The organism is Streptomyces durbertensis (genome assembly GCF_014156695.1).
Taxonomy (GTDB): domain Bacteria; phylum Actinomycetota; class Actinomycetes; order Streptomycetales; family Streptomycetaceae; genus Streptomyces; species Streptomyces durbertensis.
On the sequence record NZ_WMLF01000095.1, the window covers coordinates 1 to 14,993 of the forward strand.

A 14,993-nucleotide genomic window follows, 5' to 3' on the forward strand; every position below is an offset into this window, starting at 1 on the left:
TCTCCCGGCCCCCGGCACGGCGAAGGAGCCAGCCATGAGACTCAGCGACGAACTCCCCCAGGACCACCGCCTCGCCACCGTCTACCGCTACGGCGCCGCCCTCGGAGGTGTGCTGCTGCTCGCCTTCGGCGTCCTCGGCTTCCTCGACCGGCTGGCGTTCTTCGACACCACCGGCCAGCAGGTCGCGGGGCTGTCCAGCAACGGACTGCTCAGCCTGGTGTCCGTGGTCGTCGGAATCACTCTGATGGCGGGCGCGGTAATCGGCGGAAACGTCGCCTCCACGCTGAACATGGTCGTGGGCGGACTGTTCATTCTCAGCGGTTTTGCCGGCCTCGCCGTGCTCGACAGCGGCGCAAACCTCCTCGCCTTCCGGATGCCCAACGTCATCTTCGCTTTTACGGTGGGGCTGTTGATCCTGACATTCGGGATGTACGGCAGGGTGAGCGGAGGACTACCTCACGACAATCCGTACTGGCGGGCCCGGCACCCTGACCAAGCCGCCCGCGAAGCCGTCACCGGCCCATCCGTGACGGCGCTCCCCTCCGTCGGACCGACCGACCCCTCCCCGCCGGAGGCCCGACGCTCACCCGACTCCTTCCCGCGAAGGCCCGGTTGACCGAGAAAACCGCGCCCAGCCAGGAGAACCCCGGCCGTACCGCATCCGCGGACGCGTCGGGAACCGAACAACGGACATCCACGCCCCGCCACCACTCGGGGCCCTCTCGAAGGGATTTCCGATGAGGAACATGCGCACTCTCGTGGCCACCATGGCCGCGGCCGGCACCTGCTCGCTCGCCCTGACCGTCGCCCCCCAGGCCGCCGCGGCCGAGGACGACATGGCCTGGGTCTCCGTCTTCCACGGCGTCCCCGGCCTGACCGTCGACGTCTACGCCAACGGCGACGAGCTGCTGCCGGACTTCGAGCCCGGCACGCTGACCGACCCGCAGGAGATGGCGGCCGGCAGCTACGACATCAAGGTCTTCGCCGCCGGCGACGACCCCGACAGCGACGACCCGGCCATCGAGAAGAAGATCGACGTGCCGGCCGGAGCCAACGCCACCGTCGCCGCCCACCTCGACGCCGAAGGTCAGCCGCAGCTGACCGCGTTCGTCAACGACGTCTCCGACCTCGACGCCGGCAAGTCGCGGCTCACCGTCCGGCACGTCGCCGCCGCCCCGGCGGTCGACGTACGGGCCGGCGGCCAGCCCGTCTTCGAGGGCCTGACCAACCCGAACGAGGACACCGCCGAGGTCGACGCCGGAACCGTCAGCGCCGACGTGGTGCTGGCCGGTACCGACGATGTCGCCATCGGCCCGGCCGACCTCGACCTCAAGGAGGGAACGACCAACATCGTGTACGCCTGGGGCAGCGCCGAGGACGAGAACCTCGCCCTGAAGGTGCAGACCCTGGACGGCATGCACAGCGACCCGGCCTCCGTGCCGGCCGGTGGCAACGGTGCGGCCGCCGGCGCCAACTCCACGGACGCATGGCTGGCGTGGAGCGCCGCCGGAGCGATCGCCCTCGCGGGCGGCGTCCTGGTGCTGCGCCGCCGCGCCGGACAGCAGGGCTGACGGACCGCACCCCTCGGTGAACCGCGACTCCCCGGGCCGTGCCCGAGAACGGCCCGGGGGGTGGCCGCCCGGACCGCCCGTCCCGGTAGCGGCCGGGCGGCCACCCACCGCCGGGGCCGTCGTCACGACGACGGCCCCGGCACCGTGCCCGCACACAGCCGTGTCCGAGCACCCCGCGGTGCCCGCAGACCGCCGTGTCCGACGACACCGCCGTGTCCGACGACACCGCCGATCCCGGCCCGGGAGGCGACCGATGACCCGGACGACACACCCGCGACGGCTCCCCGCCGTCCTGCTGCTGGCGCTCGCGCTCGCGGTGCTCCTCAACGTGGCGGCGGGCGGCGGAGGTTCGGCCGGCCCCGAGGAGTTCGGGGGATCCACCGCCGCCCGGGCCGCGGCGGAGGCGCCGCCCCCGGCGGCGACCTCGCCCAAGGCGGAATCCGACACCGCCGGTGCGCCCGGCGCACCCGAGGCCGCGAGACCCGACCCGCCCGAACGTCTCCGGATCGACCGGGTCGGGCTGGACGCGCCCGTCGTCCCGACCGGGGTCGACGAGGACGGGGCCGCCGAGGTGCCGGACGACCCGGCACGCGCCGGCTGGTACCGCTTCGGCCCGGCCCCCGGCGCCGAGCGCGGCTCCGCCGTCCTCCTCGGCCACGTCGACTCACGCACCGGTGAACTCGGCGCGCTCGTGGCGCTCTACGAGGTGCGTGCGGGGGACGAGGTGACCGTCGAGCGGCGCCACGGCACGCCCGCCCGCTTCGAGGTGAGCGCCCGCCGCGTGGTGCCGAAGGACGACCTGCCGAAGGAGACGTTCGCCCGTGCCGGGCCGCACGTCCTCACACTCATCACCTGCGCGCCGCCCTACGACCCCGGGCGCGGCGGCTACCAGAACAACGTCATCGTCACGGCCGTGCCGGTGAGTCGGGACTGACCCGGCGGGCGGCGGCCGCCGGGGCCGGCGCCGGACGGGCGGAAGGAGGCGGGGGTGCCCCACATCGACGGTGGACGACTCACCGAGCTGGCGCTGGCACACACACCGGCCGTGGGCGTCGAAGCCGCCCACCTCGCGCACTGCGCGCGCTGCCGGACCGAACTGGCGGCGACGCGCCGGGTGGTGCGCGCGGTCCGCGGCGCGACGCGGAGCGACCGGGCGGGGTACCCGCACCGCTGCCGGCCTCCCGCGCGGCTGTGGCGGGCCATCGAGGCGGCGGTGCGCGAAGCCGCCCCGCAGGACGCCCGGCAGGACGTCCCGGGGAACGCCCCGCGTGACGCCCCGGCCGAGCCTCCCGGGCCGGGAGCGCCCGGCGGACCGGCCGCGCCGGACCCCTCCGACCGGCCCGCCGAGCCGGACTGACGCACTCGCTCCTGCCGACGGCGCGACGGGGCCGGACGGCCACTCTTTTGAGTGAGTCGACAGCGCCGTCGTCGGCCGTTGAACTCAGACTCTCCTCTCGCGTCGGTTGAACGCCCGGACGGGAACCTGGTTTTAGAGGTAGAAATGTGCACTCGTGGGGTCAGCGCGATGTGCGCAACTGTGTCCTGTGGTTGGGAGTGGGCAGGTGAGTCAGCCGGAAACGCAGCCCGAGGGTGCCGGCCGCGACCGTCGAGGGGAGTTGCTGGGCCATGCCTTCCCCTTGGGCGACTGGGGGGAACCGGCGGAGCGGCTGGACGAGCTGTACCAGTGGGTCGAGCAACGCGCGGTGGCGATGGTCGACTGGTACCTGGCCGACCGCACCCGCAAGCGCCGCGCCGCCCGGGTGCTGCGCGCCGGTACCGGGCTCGGGGTCGTCGGCGGCGCGGTACTGCCCCTGTTGGAGCTGGCCGGTGTGCTCGGCGGTGTGCTCGCCCCGCTGGCCTGGGGCTACCTCTCGTTGCTGGGCGCCGTGCTGTGCGCCGGTTGTGATCGTTGGTTCGGGCTCACCTCCGGTTGGATGCGTGACGTGGCGACCGCGCAGGCCATCCAGCGGCGGCTGGAGGCTCTCCAGTACGAGTGGGCGGCCGAGTCGGTGCGCGAGGTGCTCGGCCCCGCCGAGGGGACGGCGGCCGAGGCGGCCGAGCGCTGCCTCGGTGTACTGCGGCGGTTCAGCGAGGACGTGTCCGAGCTGGTGCGGGCGGAGACCGGGGACTGGATGGTCGAGTTCCGCACCGGGCCCGTGCCGGGGCTGTCCCACCGCCCGCCCCAACCCGGCTGGCCGCGCCGGCAGTCCGAGCCGAGCTGGGCGGGCGCCGCGCGCTTCACCCTGCCGCCGGGCACCCGGCCCAACATGCCCCGCCAGCGGCCACCGGAGAGCCCTCGCTGACCAGCGAGCCGGCACGGCCCGGCCGGGAGAAGACGACCCTCGTCAGGAGAAGAGGATCATCGATCCCTGGGCGAGGCTGCGGGTCGCGGCGGCGTGCAGCCCGAGCCACACGTGCCGCTCCCGGGCGTAGGGACCGGCGTCCTGAGGGGCCGAGGCGGCCGGCTCCTCCAGCGTGGTCGGTCTGTCCGGCGGGAGCGGCGCCGCCGGCGGGTTCGCCGGGTCGATACCCAACGACGGTGCCACCGCCTCCAGTTCGCGCAGCAGTCCGTGGCTGGAGCCCAACGGGCCCCCACCCTCCAGCAGTTCGGCGTTGGTGAGCGGGGCCGCGAAGTCCACCGGCACGTAGGCGCCTGCGTGGTCGTAGTGCCACACCAGGTGCGACTGCTGGGCCGTCGGCTCGAACATCTCCAGCAACTCCTGGTAGTCGCCCACGGCCTGCTCCGCCGGCGTCAGCTCCAGCCCGCATAGCCCGAGCAGGTGCGCGCGGCGCAGCAGGTGCAGAGCGTCGTAGTCGAAGCCGGCCACCGGGGCGACGTCGCCGGAGAGGCCCGGCATGTAGCCGTAGACCGGCACCGGTGGCAGTCCGGCCTCGCCCAGGGCCTTGTCGTAGGCGGCGATCTCTTCGGCGAACGGGTTGTCGGGGCTGTGGCACAGCACGTCGACGAGGGGGACAAGCCACAGGTCACAGGCCAAGGCAACTCCAGGGAAGGACGGGGTCGGGATTCTGGGGGAGCGGCGGTCGCGGTCTGATCAGTTCGGCCAGAGTAGTGCCCCGGGCACACAGCGCGTAGAGGACTGTCCACAGGTGCCGTCATACGGTATGACCGGCGGGTGTCGGAGACCCCGGAGACCCCGGAGACCCCGGAAAAGCCCGAAGGCCCGACCGTCACCGGTCGGGCCTTCGAAGTGGAGCGGACGACGAGGCTCGAACTCGCGACCTCAACCTTGGCAAGGTTGCGCTCTACCAACTGAGCTACGTCCGCACGCGCTGTGCGTCGTCCACTATAGCCAATCCGCGGGGGTGCCCGTGACCGTTTCCGGCGGCAGTGAGCGGTCTCACGCGATCCAGCCGCGCTCGCGGGCCGTGCGCGCCGCGACGTGCCGGTTCCCGGCGCCGAGCTTGGCCGCCGCGGCCGACAGGTAGTTCCGCACGGTGCCCGGGGCCAGGGACGCCCGCCGCGCGATCTCCGCGATCGTGGCGCCGTCGGCGGCCAGCTCGAGCAGCTCGGTCTCGCGGGCGGTCAGCGGGGAGTCGCCCGCGCTGATCGCCTCGGCGGCAAGCTCGGGGTCGACGTAGCGGTTGCCGTCGTGCACGGCGCGGATGATCTCGGCGAGCCGCTGCGCGGACACGGTCTTCGGCAGGAAGCCGCGCGCCCCGGCGCTGAGCGCCTGCTTGAGGTGGCCGGGACGGCCGTGCCCGGTGACGATCATGGCCGCGCACTCCGGTACCTCGCGGCGCAGCGCCGTGACCACCTCGATGCCGTCCGCGCCGGGCATGTTCAGGTCGAGCACGGCGACGTCGGGCCGGTGCGCGCGGGCCATCGCCATGGCCTCCGGGCCGGTGGCGGCCTCGGCGACCACCACCAGGTCGTCCTCCATCGCGAGCAGCGCGGCCAGCGCCCCGCGGATCAGGTGCTCGTCGTCGGCGAGCAGCACGCGCAGCGCCGGCCGGTCGGCGGGACGGCTCATCCTGCGACCTCCTCGGCGCCGACGCGCGGCCCGGCGTCGGCGCGGGTGTGGGCGCGGGTGCGGGCGGGCGCGTCGACGCCCGCCGGCTCCCGGGCCGGGGCCCCGTCGTTCAGCGGTACCGTCGCCCGCAGCACGAACATCTCTTCGCCGTCCTCGCTTCCCGTGGTCGTGGTGAGGGTGCCGCCGACACCGGCCAGGCGTTCCCGCAGGCCGGCGAGGCCGCTGCCGCCGCCGGTGCGGTTTCCGCGCGCGCCGTTGTTGCGGACGGCGAGCACGGCGGCAGCCGGTCGCCCGCCGGCCTCGCCGGAGCCGTCCGCGCCAGGGTCGTACGCGCCGGCGCCGTCCTCGGTGATCCGCAGCGTGATCTCGCAGCGGGAGGCGTCCGAGTGGCGGAGCACGTTGGTGGTCGCCTCCCGGACCACCCAGCCCAGCGCGGACTGCGCGGCCGCCGGCAGCCGTTCCACCCGCTCGGCGTCGCTGACGCAGTCGATGCCGGCCGCCCGCAGCACGCTGCCGGCCCCGGCGAGTTCGTTGCGCAGACCGGCCTCGCGGTAGCCGCGCACGACGTCCCGCAGCTCCCGCTGCGACTGCCGGGTGACCTCCTGCACCTCGACCATCTGCGCCACCGCCTCCGGCCGGCCACGCTGCGCCAGCTGCACGGCCAGCTCGCTCTTCAGGGCGATCACCGTCAGGTTGCGTCCGAGCACGTCGTGCAGGTCGCGCCCGAACCGCAGCCGCTCCTCCGCGACGGCGAGCCGGGCCTGGGCGTGCCGGCCGGCGTCGAGTTCGAGCATGACGCCGAGCATCCACGCGGAGACGCGTCCGGTGAGGGCGAGGCCGAGCGTGCCGCTGGCGCACGCGACGGCGAACGCCACCGCCTCCAGGCCCGAACCGGACACCAGGTAGACGGCCATGCCGACACCGAGGCAGAGCAGCAGGACGAGGCCGACCGACCGCAGAGCGGGCACGTGCAGCAGCAGCGCCATCATCCCGTTCGCCAGAGCCAGGGCGAGCAGTGCGGCGAACACGGACGGATCCTCGCTCCGGTCGAGCGCCCGCACGCCGAGCAGCGTTGCGGCCAGGAGCGTCGTCGTCGCCGCCGTCGCCGCCTGCCAGCGGTGCGGACGCGTACGGCGGCCGAGCAGCCAGTTCAGCGAGTGGTGGCAGCAGACGGCGACCGTGAGCGCGTGCGCGGAGTACAGGGCGAGCAGCGCGGCCGCCGCCCAGCCGGGGCCGGCGGCGCCGACGAGGGTGGCGGCGAGGACAACCTCGGCCAGTCCGAAGGAGCACAGGCTCCAGCGGGTGTACATCTCCACCCGGTCGGCGTTGCTGTGGCGCCGCCACCAGTTGTCGAGGCTTCTCGCCGACATCTTCTTCCCCTCGTAGTGACCGGCGACCGGCGTCGAGTCTGCCAAACCGGGCCCGCCGGCCTCCCGCCGCCGGTGGCGGCTCAGCGGCGCGGGTCCCAGCGGAACCAGCGGCGGACGGCGTACACCGACAGCGCGGTCCAACCGACGCTGACCGCCAGCGCCTTCAGCGTGTCGGCGCCGCCGAGGGTGCCCGTCCACCCGCCGCGGACAAGTTCCATCGGCCCGGTGAGCGGCAGCAGCCGGCAGATGTCCGCGACCCGGTCGGGGAACAGTTCGAGCGGGATCATCAGGCCGGAGCCGGCGAACGAGACGAGCATCAGCGGCATCGGCGTGAGCTGCGCGGCCTCGGCGGACGACGTGAACGCGGCGGACACGGCGGCCAGCGCGGCCATCGTGACCGTGCCGAGGAGCAGGCCGAGCAGCAGCAGGTCCGGTCGGCGCGGCGCCTCCAGGTCGAGCACGAGGGCGCCGCACGCCAGCAGCACCGCGCACTGCACGACGGCGATGACCGCCGACGGCAGCGCCGCCGCGACGAGGATCTCGGTGTCCGTGGCGGAGCCGGTGCGCAGCCGCTTGAGCACCAGTTCCTCGCGGCGGACGACGTAGGTGCCGACGAGGTTGGAGTAGACGGCGAACAGCAGCACGAAGCCGACCGAGGCGGGGACGAGCACCGTGCCGACGGTGAGACCGACGTGGTCGAGGCCGTCGCCCATCTGGTCGACGACGCCGCGCATGCCGAAGGTGACCAGCGCGGGCAGCAGCAGCGCGGTGAACAGCATCGTCTTGTTGCGTAGCAGCAGGGTCAGTTCGGCCCTGCCGAGTGCGGCGACGCGGGCGGCGGCGGCCCGGCGGCCGTCGACCCGTCCGGTTCCCGTGGCGGTGCCGGTCTCGCGTGTGGTGGTCATGGAGGTGGTCTCCCCCGTCTCGTCGGCCGTGCCGTCGGCCGTGCTGTTGTCCCTGTCCGTGGTCCCCGTCGTCCGGCTCACGCCGCCACCCCGCTGGTCGTCGCGGGCTCCTCGGCGGTGCCGCCGTCCTTGCCGGCCAGGGCGAGGAACGCCTCTTCGAGGGTGGCCGAGCGGGCGTCGAGGTCGCGGAGTTCGACGCGTTCGTCCCTGGCCCACAGCAGCAGCGTGGTGAGCGCCCCCTGGACGTCCTGGGTGCGGATCTCGACGCGGTCGCCGTCGGCGGCGGCCGGCAGCGACAGCGGCAGCCGGGCCGGTGACACGTCCCGCGGCAGCCGGAAGCGGACCCGGGCGGGCCGGGTGGCGGTGACCTCCGCGGGGGTGCCGGTGATCTCGACGCGGCCGGCGCGCATGATCGCCAGCCGGTCGGCCAACTGCTCGGCTTCCTCCAGGTAGTGGGTGGTGAGCAGCACGGTGGTGCCGGCGGCGCGCAGTTCGCGGACCAGCTCCCAGGTGGCCTGGCGGCCTTCGGCGTCCATGCCGGTCGTCGGCTCGTCGAGGAACAGCACCTCGGGGCGTCCGACGAGGGCCATGGCGAGGTCGAGCCGGCGCTTCTCGCCGCCGGAGAGCTGCTTGACCCGTACGTCGCGGCGGTCGGCGAGTCCGACGGCCGCCAGCACCTCGTCGAGGGGGCGGGTCGCGCCGGCGTGGGTGCCGATCCACATGCGGGCGGTCTCCCGCACGGTCAGTTCGGCGGGGAAGCCGCCGGCCTGGAGCATGATGCCGGTGCGGGGGCGGACCAGGGCGCGGTCCCGGTAGGGATCGTGGCCGAGCACCCGGACGGTGCCGGCGGTGGGGCGTTCCAGCCCCTCCAGCAGTTCGAGGGTGGAGGTCTTTCCGGCGCCGTTCACCCCGAGCAGCGCGAAGAGTTCGCCGCGCGCCACCCGCAGGTCGACGCCGCGCACCGCCTCGAAGCCGCCGTCGCCCTCCGGGCCGTACCTGCGGCGCAGCCCGGTCGTCTCGATCACTGTCTCCCCGATGTTCATAGGACGATCATCGCGGTGGGGGAGTGCGGGCGGCAGTGCGGGCTGTCACCGGTCGTGATGACAAATGTCAGTGCGCGCGGCGGTGTTGTCCGAGGTTGTTCCCGAGGTGGCGGAAAAGCAGGAAACCCGGTCCGCGAAGGACCGGGTTTCTCTCACTGAGCGGACGACGAGGCTCGAACTCGCGACCTCAACCTTGGCAAGGTTGCGCTCTACCAACTGAGCTACGTCCGCAGACGCTCCGAACGGCTGACGCCGACGGTGCGGAAGACACTCTACCTGATCCATTCGGACAGACAGAGTGGTCAGAGCGGGTGACAGGGATCGCACACTGCGCCTCCCCCTTGGAAAGGGGGCGCTCTACTACTGAGCTACACCCGCATGACCTGCGACTTCGAGCCGTTCTGCCTGGTGGCCGGCCCGCCCTCGCGGTGTGCTCCAGACTCTAGCGGATCACCGGGGGTGCTGTGCAAGTCGGCTCCGCCGGCGGTCGCCCCGCCGGTCGGCGCGCGGCTCGACCGGCGGCTCGACCGGCGGGGCGAAGGGCGGCTCGACCGGCGGGCCGAGGGCTTCTCAGCTCGCGGCGCGGAAGGCCTCGTAGACGCGGCTGGGGATGCGGCCCCTGGCCGGCACCTCGTAGCCGTTGGAGAGCGCCCAGGCGCGGACCGCGCGCGGGTCGGGGGCCACGGAGGTGCGGGTGTAGGTCTTGCCGGACCTGGCCTGCTTGCGGCCGGCGCGCACGTAGGGCGCGAGTGCGCCGCGCAGTTTCTTCGCGTTGTCCTTGCTCAGGTCGATCTCGTAGGCCTTGCCGTCGAGGGCGAACACGACCGTTTCGGCCGCTTCGCCGCCATCGATGTCGTCGGCGAGAGTTACCACGACGCGCTGTGCCACGGATATCGTCCTTTCGGGAGGACCGGTTCCCGAGTTCCCGGGGGCCGGTCAGCCACGCTGAGGTGCGGTGACGGCGACCTTCCGGTTCGGTCTCCGCCCTATTCTTTCTGCTACGGGGCAATCATGACATCGCTTGGTGGCGAATTTTTCCACCGTGCGTCGTGCACGCTTCGCCTCCGCTTCACGAAGCTACCCGGTCGCAATCGGAACCCTACGTTTCTCCGCCGCTTCCGGGCAGAGGTTTTCTCACGCCGATATCCGACCGTGATGAGCGGCAGTCTATATCTACCCGCGTAGAATTTTCAGCCGGGTACGCTGAACGGGCAGCCGAGGGAACCGACGGGCGCCGCGCCCCGAGGCGAACGAGGCCATGGGCAGCCAAGCAACAACATCACCGGGAGTACCTGTGGCTCGCGTCGTAGTCGACGTCATGCTCAAGCCGGAGATCCTCGACCCCCAGGGTCAGGCGGTGCAGCGTGCGCTGCCGCGCCTCGGGTTCGAGGGCATCGCGGACGTCCGTCAGGGGAAGCGCTTCGAGCTCGAGGTGGAGGGCCCGGTCGACGACGCCGTGCTCGCCCGCGTCAACGAGCTCGCCGAGACCTTCCTCGCCAACACCGTGATCGAGGACTTCACCGTGCGCGTCGAAGAGACGGCGACGGCATGACCACGCGTATCGGAGTAGTCACATTTCCGGGATCGCTGGACGATCAGGACGCGCTTCGCGCCGTCAAGCTCGCCGGCGGTGAGCCGGTTTCGCTCTGGCACCGCGACAAAGACCTCCACCAGGTCGACGCCGTTGTCCTGCCCGGCGGATTCAGCTACGGCGACTATCTGCGCTGCGGGGCCATCGCCCGCTTCTCCCCGGTGATGAGCACGATCATCGAACAGGCCAAGGCCGGAATGCCCGTTCTGGGTATCTGCAACGGCTTCCAGGTGCTCTGCGAATCCCACCTGCTGCCCGGCGCGCTCACCCGTAACGACCACCTGCACTTCATCTGCCGCGACCAGCGCCTGCGGGTGGAGAACAACAACACCGCGTGGACGACCGACTACGCGGCCGGTCAGGAGATCACCGTTCCGCTGAAGAACGGCGAGGGCGGTTACGTCGCCGACGAGCGCACCCTGGACGAGCTGGAGGCCGAGGGGCGGGTCGTCTTCCGCTACCTCGACGTCAACCCCAACGGCTCCCGCCGCGACATCGCCGGCATCACCAACGCGGCCGGCAACGTCGTCGGCCTCATGCCGCACCCCGAGCACGCCGTGGAGGCCCTGACCGGCCCCACCACCGACGGCCTCGGATTCTTCACCTCGGCGATCAAGAAGCTGGTCAACGCCTGATGACAGACGACAAGCGCCACCTGGACACCACCGAGCACGCGGCGAAGACGCCCGACACCGAGCAGCCCTGGTCCGAACTCGGCCTCAAGGAGGACGAGTACGACCGCATCCGGGAGATCCTCGGCCGCCGCCCCACCGGCGCGGAGCTGGCGATGTACTCGGTCATGTGGTCCGAGCACTGCTCGTACAAGTCCAGCAAGGTCCACCTGAAGCAGTTCGGTGAGAAGGCCCCCGAGTCCGACGCCATGCTCGTCGGCATCGGCGAGAACGCCGGTGTCGTCGACGTCGGCCAGGGCTACGCGGTGACCTTCAAGGTCGAGTCGCACAACCACCCGTCGTACATCGAGCCCTACCAGGGCGCGGCCACCGGCATCGGCGGCATCGTGCGCGACATCCTCGCCATGGGCGCCCGCCCGGTCGCCGTCATGGACCCGCTGCGCTTCGGCGCCGCCGACCACCCCGACACCCGGCGCGTGCTGCCCGGTGTCGTCGCGGGCATCGGCGGCTACGGCAACTGCCTGGGCCTGCCCAACATCGGCGGCGAGGTCGTCTTCGACCCCTGCTACCAGGGCAACCCGCTGGTCAACGCCCTGTGCGTCGGCGTCATGAAGCACGAGGACATCCACCTGGCCAAGGCGTCCGGCGTCGGCAACAAGGTCATCCTCTACGGCGCCCGCACCGGCGGCGACGGCATCGGCGGCGTCTCCGTGCTGGCCTCCGAGACCTTCGACGCCGAGGGTCCGGCCAAGCGGCCCGCCGTGCAGGTCGGCGACCCGTTCCAGGAGAAGCTGCTCATCGAGTGCACCCTGGAGATCTTCCGGGAGAAGCTCGTCGCCGGCATCCAGGACCTCGGCGGCGCCGGGCTCTCCTGCGCCACCAGCGAGCTGGCCTCCGCCGGCTCCGGCGGCATGCGCGTCGAGCTGGACACCGTGCCGCTGCGCGACAACACGCTCTCGCCCGAGGAGATCCTCATGAGCGAGTCGCAGGAGCGCATGTGCGCGGTCGTCGAGCCCGACAAGGTCGACCGCTTCCTGGAGATCTGCGAGAAGTGGGACGTCATCGCCACCGTCATCGGTGAGGTCACCGACGGCGACCGGCTGGAGATCTACTGGCACGGCGAGCAGATCGTCGACGTGCCGCCGCGCTCGGTCGCCCACGACGGCCCGGTCTACCAGCGGCCCTACGCCCGCCCAGAGTGGCAGGACGCCCTCCAGGCCGACGACGCGAACAAGCTGCCCCGGCCGGCCACCCCCGAGGAGCTGCGCGAGCAGGTCCTGCGCCTGGTCGCCTCCCCGAACCAGGCCTCCAAGGCGTGGATCACCGACCAGTACGACCGGTACGTGCTCGGCAACACCGTGCTCGCCATGCCCGAGGACGGCGGCGTCATCCGCATCGACGACGACACCAACCTCGGTGTCGCCGTCGCCACCGACGGCAACGGCCGCTACGCCAAGCTCGACCCGTACACCGGCGCGCAGCTCGCGCTCGCCGAGTCCTACCGCAACGTCGCCGCGACCGGCGCCGAGCCGCTGGCCGTCACCGACTGCCTCAACTTCGGCTCGCCGGAGGACCCGGCCGCCATGTGGCAGTTCGCCGAGGCCACCCGCGGTCTCGCCGACGCCTGCCAGCAGCTCGGCACCCCCGTCACCGGCGGCAACGTCTCCCTTTACAACCAGACCGGGGACCTCGCCATCCACCCGACGCCCGTCGTCGGCGTGCTCGGCGTCATCGACGACGTCACCCGCCGCACGCCCATGGCGTTCGCGGAGGAGGGCCAGCTGCTCTACCTGCTCGGCGACACCCGGGAGGAACTGGGCGGCTCCGCCTGGTCCCAGGTGATCCACGACCACCTGGGCGGCCTGCCGCCCAAGGTCGACCTGGAGCGGGAGCGGCTGCTCGCGGAGATCCTGGTCTCCGCCTCCCGCGACGGCATGGTCGACGCCGCGCACGACCTCAGCGACGGCGGGCTGGTCCAGGCGGTCACCGAGTCCTGCCTGCGCGGCGGCAAGGGCGCACGGCTGGTCGTGCCGGACGGCATCGACCCGTTCGTGTTCCTGTTCTCCGAGTCGCAGGGCCGGGCCGTGGTGTCCGTCCCGCGCAGCGAGGAGGTCCGCTTCAACGACATGTGCGGCGCGCGCGGCCTGCCCGCCACCCGCATCGGCGTCGTCGACGGGGACAGCATCGAGGTCCAGGGCCAGTTCTCGCTGCCGCTCGCCGAGCTGCGCGAGGCCCACGAGGCCACTCTGCCGGCGCTCTTCGCCTGACGGACACGGCGTCGGGGCGGCCTCCCCTCCAGGGGAGGCCGCCCCGACTCGTCCGTTCGGAGAACGCTGCTGAGGAGAACCCGGATCAGTACGCCGGCGGCATCATGCCGCCCGGCTGCCCGTACGGACCCGGCTGGCCGTAGGGGCCCGGCTGCCCGTACGGCGCCTGGGCGCGCTGCTGCTCCTCGTCGATCTGCCGGTAGATCAACGACTTGAAGCCCTCCGGGTCCGGCACGTGCTTGAGCGTCATCATGCCCTGCTCGGAAGCGGACTGGATGTTCAGCGTGCCGTAGCGCATGATCCGCTCCCACAGCGACGCCTTGAACGACACGTCGTTCACCCGCGTCAGCGGGATGCTGCGGCCGGCCTTCGTCAGGAAGCCGCTGCGCTTGTGGATGCGCTTGGTGGTGAGGATGTAGACCGTGCCGCGCCACTTCAGCAGCGGGATCAGCCACAGCCACAGCGACGCCACCACGGCGGCGCCCAACACCACGTAGCGCGCGGCGGCGGTCCAGTCCTCGCCGCCGGGGACGACCCACAGCAGCGCCCCCGCGACCATCCACACCAGGCAGAGCAGGATGAACTCGCTCACCATCTCGGTCCAGTGCTGCCTGGTGGAGTACACCAGTTCCTCGTCGTCGGCGAGGTGGCGATCAGCGATACCCATGCCGGAATCCTGGCACAACGACGGGCCCACGCCTATGGACGCGGAAAGCCGCTACGAGCCCGTTACCCTCCTGCCATGCCTCCCGTACGACGCAGAAGCCGCGGTTACGAGCCCACCCGGGTGCGCAACGCGCTGGTCGCCCAGGTGGAGAACCTCCGTACGGCCGCCCACGGACTCACCCCCGACCAGCTCCTGCTCCCCACCGGGCTGCCCGGCTGGGACGTCCACCGGCTGCTGACCCACGTCGCCACGCAGATCGACGCGCTGCCCCGGCTGCTCGCCGAGCCGGCGCCGGCCGCCCAGCGCCCGGAGGTCGGGGTACCGGACTGGGCGGGCGCCACCGGCGAGATCGCCGCCGAACTGGACCGGCGCACCCAGGAGGAGGCCGCCCGCGTCAAGGACCCGGCGGCGGCCATCGACGACGCCATCGCCGAACTCGACCCGGTCCTGGAGACGGCGGTCAGCGAGGACGTGCTGCTGCCGCACCGCTTCGGCGCGATGCGCGCCCTCGACTTCGCCCTCACCCGGCTGATCGAGCTGGTCGTGCACTCCGACGACCTCGCCAGGGCGCTACGCCGCCCGGTGACGCTCGACCGGTACGCGCTCGCCACCAGCGTGCGGCTGCTCGCCGACACCCTCGCGGTACGCGCCCCCGGCGGCTCGGTCGAGGTGCGGGTGCCGCCGTTCGCCGTCGTCCAGTGCGTCCACGGGCCCCGGCACACCCGGGGCACGCCGCCGAACACCGTGGAGACCGACCCGCTGACCTGGCTGCGGCTGGCCACCGGCCGGGTCACCTGGGAACGCGCGGTCGCCGCCGGCGCCGTCTCCGCCAGCGGCCAGCGCGCCAACCTCGCCGAACACCTGCCGATCATGCGCTGAGGACCGCCGTCCATGCGCTGAGGACCGCCGTCGACTGTCGCCGCGGGTGGGGGTGGCCGTCGCTGCGGGTGGGGAG

The 14,993-nt window shown here is 72.6% G+C and carries 16 protein-coding genes and 3 tRNA genes; 9 read left to right on the forward strand and 10 right to left on the reverse strand.

Annotated elements, in window-relative coordinates:
• The first annotated feature begins 34 nt into the window (after nucleotides 1-34).
• The 5 genes from GL263_RS09160 (at nucleotide 35) to GL263_RS09180 (ending at nucleotide 3,874) form a co-directional block, all read left to right on the forward strand.
• Nucleotides 35-616, forward strand: a complete 582-nt coding sequence (locus tag GL263_RS09160; RefSeq protein ID WP_182855100.1) for a DUF4383 domain-containing protein — start codon at nucleotides 35-37, stop codon at nucleotides 614-616.
• Between the two features lie 121 nt (nucleotides 617-737).
• A complete protein-coding gene (locus GL263_RS09165; RefSeq protein ID WP_182855101.1) occupies nucleotides 738-1,571 on the forward strand; it encodes a DUF4397 domain-containing protein in 834 nt (277 codons plus the stop codon).
• A gap of 253 nt (nucleotides 1,572-1,824) precedes the next feature.
• A complete protein-coding gene (locus GL263_RS09170; RefSeq protein ID WP_182855102.1) occupies nucleotides 1,825-2,505 on the forward strand; it encodes a class F sortase in 681 nt (226 codons plus the stop codon).
• 54 nt (nucleotides 2,506-2,559) lie between these two features.
• A complete protein-coding gene (locus tag GL263_RS09175; RefSeq protein ID WP_182855103.1) occupies nucleotides 2,560-2,928 on the forward strand; it encodes a hypothetical protein in 369 nt (122 codons plus the stop codon).
• Nucleotides 2,929-3,133: 205 nt separating this feature from the next.
• On the forward strand, nucleotides 3,134-3,874 hold the full coding sequence (locus GL263_RS09180; protein ID WP_182855104.1) for an SLATT domain-containing protein: 741 nt from the start codon (nucleotides 3,134-3,136) through the stop codon (nucleotides 3,872-3,874).
• 42 nt (nucleotides 3,875-3,916) lie between these two features.
• On the opposite strand, the gene GL263_RS09185 is transcribed toward GL263_RS09180, so the two are convergent.
• The 9 genes from GL263_RS09185 to GL263_RS09225 all read right to left on the reverse strand — a co-directional run bounded on the left by GL263_RS09185 (nucleotide 3,917) and on the right by GL263_RS09225 (nucleotide 9,769).
• Complete coding sequence (locus tag GL263_RS09185; RefSeq protein ID WP_182855105.1) at nucleotides 3,917-4,567, reverse strand: putative DNA-mimic protein; 651 nt, start codon at nucleotides 4,565-4,567, stop codon at nucleotides 3,917-3,919.
• Between the two features lie 214 nt (nucleotides 4,568-4,781).
• Nucleotides 4,782-4,857 (reverse strand) — tRNA-Gly (locus GL263_RS09190).
• Between the two features lie 73 nt (nucleotides 4,858-4,930).
• Entirely contained in the window at nucleotides 4,931-5,563 is a 633-nt protein-coding gene (locus tag GL263_RS09195; protein WP_182855106.1) for a response regulator transcription factor, read from the reverse strand.
• Nucleotides 5,560-6,933 carry a sensor histidine kinase gene (locus GL263_RS09200; protein WP_182855113.1) on the reverse strand — a complete coding sequence of 458 codons (1,374 nt, stop codon included), beginning with the start codon at nucleotides 6,931-6,933 and terminating at the stop codon, nucleotides 5,560-5,562. The genes GL263_RS09195 and GL263_RS09200 overlap by 4 nt, the downstream gene beginning before the upstream one ends.
• Before the next feature lie 80 nt (nucleotides 6,934-7,013).
• Nucleotides 7,014-7,838: an ABC transporter permease gene (locus tag GL263_RS09205; RefSeq protein ID WP_182855114.1), complete on the reverse strand. Its 825-nt coding sequence runs from the start codon at nucleotides 7,836-7,838 to the stop codon at nucleotides 7,014-7,016.
• A gap of 77 nt (nucleotides 7,839-7,915) precedes the next feature.
• Nucleotides 7,916-8,881, reverse strand: coding sequence for an ABC transporter ATP-binding protein (locus tag GL263_RS09210; RefSeq protein WP_182855107.1), 966 nt, complete (start codon nucleotides 8,879-8,881; stop codon nucleotides 7,916-7,918).
• 158 nt (nucleotides 8,882-9,039) lie between these two features.
• A tRNA-Gly gene (locus tag GL263_RS09215) sits at nucleotides 9,040-9,112 on the reverse strand.
• 75 nt (nucleotides 9,113-9,187) lie between these two features.
• Nucleotides 9,188-9,259: transfer RNA gene (locus GL263_RS09220), tRNA-Gly, on the reverse strand.
• A gap of 192 nt (nucleotides 9,260-9,451) precedes the next feature.
• On the reverse strand, nucleotides 9,452-9,769 hold the full coding sequence (locus GL263_RS09225) for a histone-like nucleoid-structuring protein Lsr2 (RefSeq protein ID WP_182855108.1): 318 nt from the start codon (nucleotides 9,767-9,769) through the stop codon (nucleotides 9,452-9,454).
• Between the two features lie 406 nt (nucleotides 9,770-10,175).
• On the opposite strand from GL263_RS09225, the gene purS reads away from it, so the two are divergent.
• From purS to purL, 3 genes are read left to right on the forward strand one after another with little or no spacing between them, the layout of a single operon-like run.
• Nucleotides 10,176-10,433, forward strand: a complete 258-nt coding sequence (purS, locus tag GL263_RS09230) for a phosphoribosylformylglycinamidine synthase subunit PurS (protein WP_143648891.1) — start codon at nucleotides 10,176-10,178, stop codon at nucleotides 10,431-10,433.
• Entirely contained in the window at nucleotides 10,430-11,107 is a 678-nt protein-coding gene (gene purQ / locus GL263_RS09235; protein ID WP_182855109.1) for a phosphoribosylformylglycinamidine synthase subunit PurQ, read from the forward strand. The genes purS and purQ overlap by 4 nt, the downstream gene beginning before the upstream one ends.
• The gene (gene purL / locus GL263_RS09240; protein WP_182855110.1) at nucleotides 11,107-13,371 is read left to right on the forward strand and encodes a phosphoribosylformylglycinamidine synthase subunit PurL; all 2,265 of its coding nucleotides are present in this window, start codon (nucleotides 11,107-11,109) and stop codon (nucleotides 13,369-13,371) included. Before purQ ends, purL begins: the two co-directional genes overlap by 1 nt.
• A gap of 85 nt (nucleotides 13,372-13,456) precedes the next feature.
• Here purL and GL263_RS09245 read toward each other — a convergent pair whose 3' ends face one another.
• The gene (locus tag GL263_RS09245) at nucleotides 13,457-14,038 is read right to left on the reverse strand and encodes a PH domain-containing protein (RefSeq protein WP_182855111.1); all 582 of its coding nucleotides are present in this window, start codon (nucleotides 14,036-14,038) and stop codon (nucleotides 13,457-13,459) included.
• A gap of 75 nt (nucleotides 14,039-14,113) precedes the next feature.
• Here GL263_RS09245 and GL263_RS09250 point away from each other — a divergent pair, with 75 nt between their 5' ends.
• Nucleotides 14,114-14,917: a maleylpyruvate isomerase family mycothiol-dependent enzyme gene (locus GL263_RS09250; RefSeq protein ID WP_182855112.1), complete on the forward strand. Its 804-nt coding sequence runs from the start codon at nucleotides 14,114-14,116 to the stop codon at nucleotides 14,915-14,917.
• Nucleotides 14,918-14,993: the final 76 nt, after the last annotated feature.

What these genes read in the sequence shown, in the direction of transcription:
- GL263_RS09160 (WP_182855100.1), top strand. Translation starts at nt 35, where the DNA reads ATGAGACTCAGCGACGAACTCCCCCAGGACCACCGCCTCGCCACCGTC.
- GL263_RS09165 (WP_182855101.1), top strand. Translation starts at nt 738, where the DNA reads ATGAGGAACATGCGCACTCTCGTGGCCACCATGGCCGCGGCCGGCACC.
- GL263_RS09170 (WP_182855102.1), top strand. Translation starts at nt 1,825, where the DNA reads ATGACCCGGACGACACACCCGCGACGGCTCCCCGCCGTCCTGCTGCTG.
- GL263_RS09195 (WP_182855106.1), bottom strand. Translation starts at nt 5,563, where the DNA reads ATGAGCCGTCCCGCCGACCGGCCGGCGCTGCGCGTGCTGCTCGCCGAC.
- GL263_RS09200 (WP_182855113.1), bottom strand. Translation starts at nt 6,933, where the DNA reads ATGTCGGCGAGAAGCCTCGACAACTGGTGGCGGCGCCACAGCAACGCC.
- GL263_RS09205 (WP_182855114.1), bottom strand. Translation starts at nt 7,838, where the DNA reads ATGACCACCACACGCGAGACCGGCACCGCCACGGGAACCGGACGGGTC.
- GL263_RS09210 (WP_182855107.1), bottom strand. Translation starts at nt 8,881, where the DNA reads ATGAACATCGGGGAGACAGTGATCGAGACGACCGGGCTGCGCCGCAGG.
- purQ (WP_182855109.1), top strand. Translation starts at nt 10,430, where the DNA reads ATGACCACGCGTATCGGAGTAGTCACATTTCCGGGATCGCTGGACGAT.
- purL (WP_182855110.1), top strand. Translation starts at nt 11,107, where the DNA reads ATGACAGACGACAAGCGCCACCTGGACACCACCGAGCACGCGGCGAAG.
- GL263_RS09245 (WP_182855111.1), bottom strand. Translation starts at nt 14,038, where the DNA reads ATGGGTATCGCTGATCGCCACCTCGCCGACGACGAGGAACTGGTGTAC.
- GL263_RS09250 (WP_182855112.1), top strand. Translation starts at nt 14,114, where the DNA reads ATGCCTCCCGTACGACGCAGAAGCCGCGGTTACGAGCCCACCCGGGTG.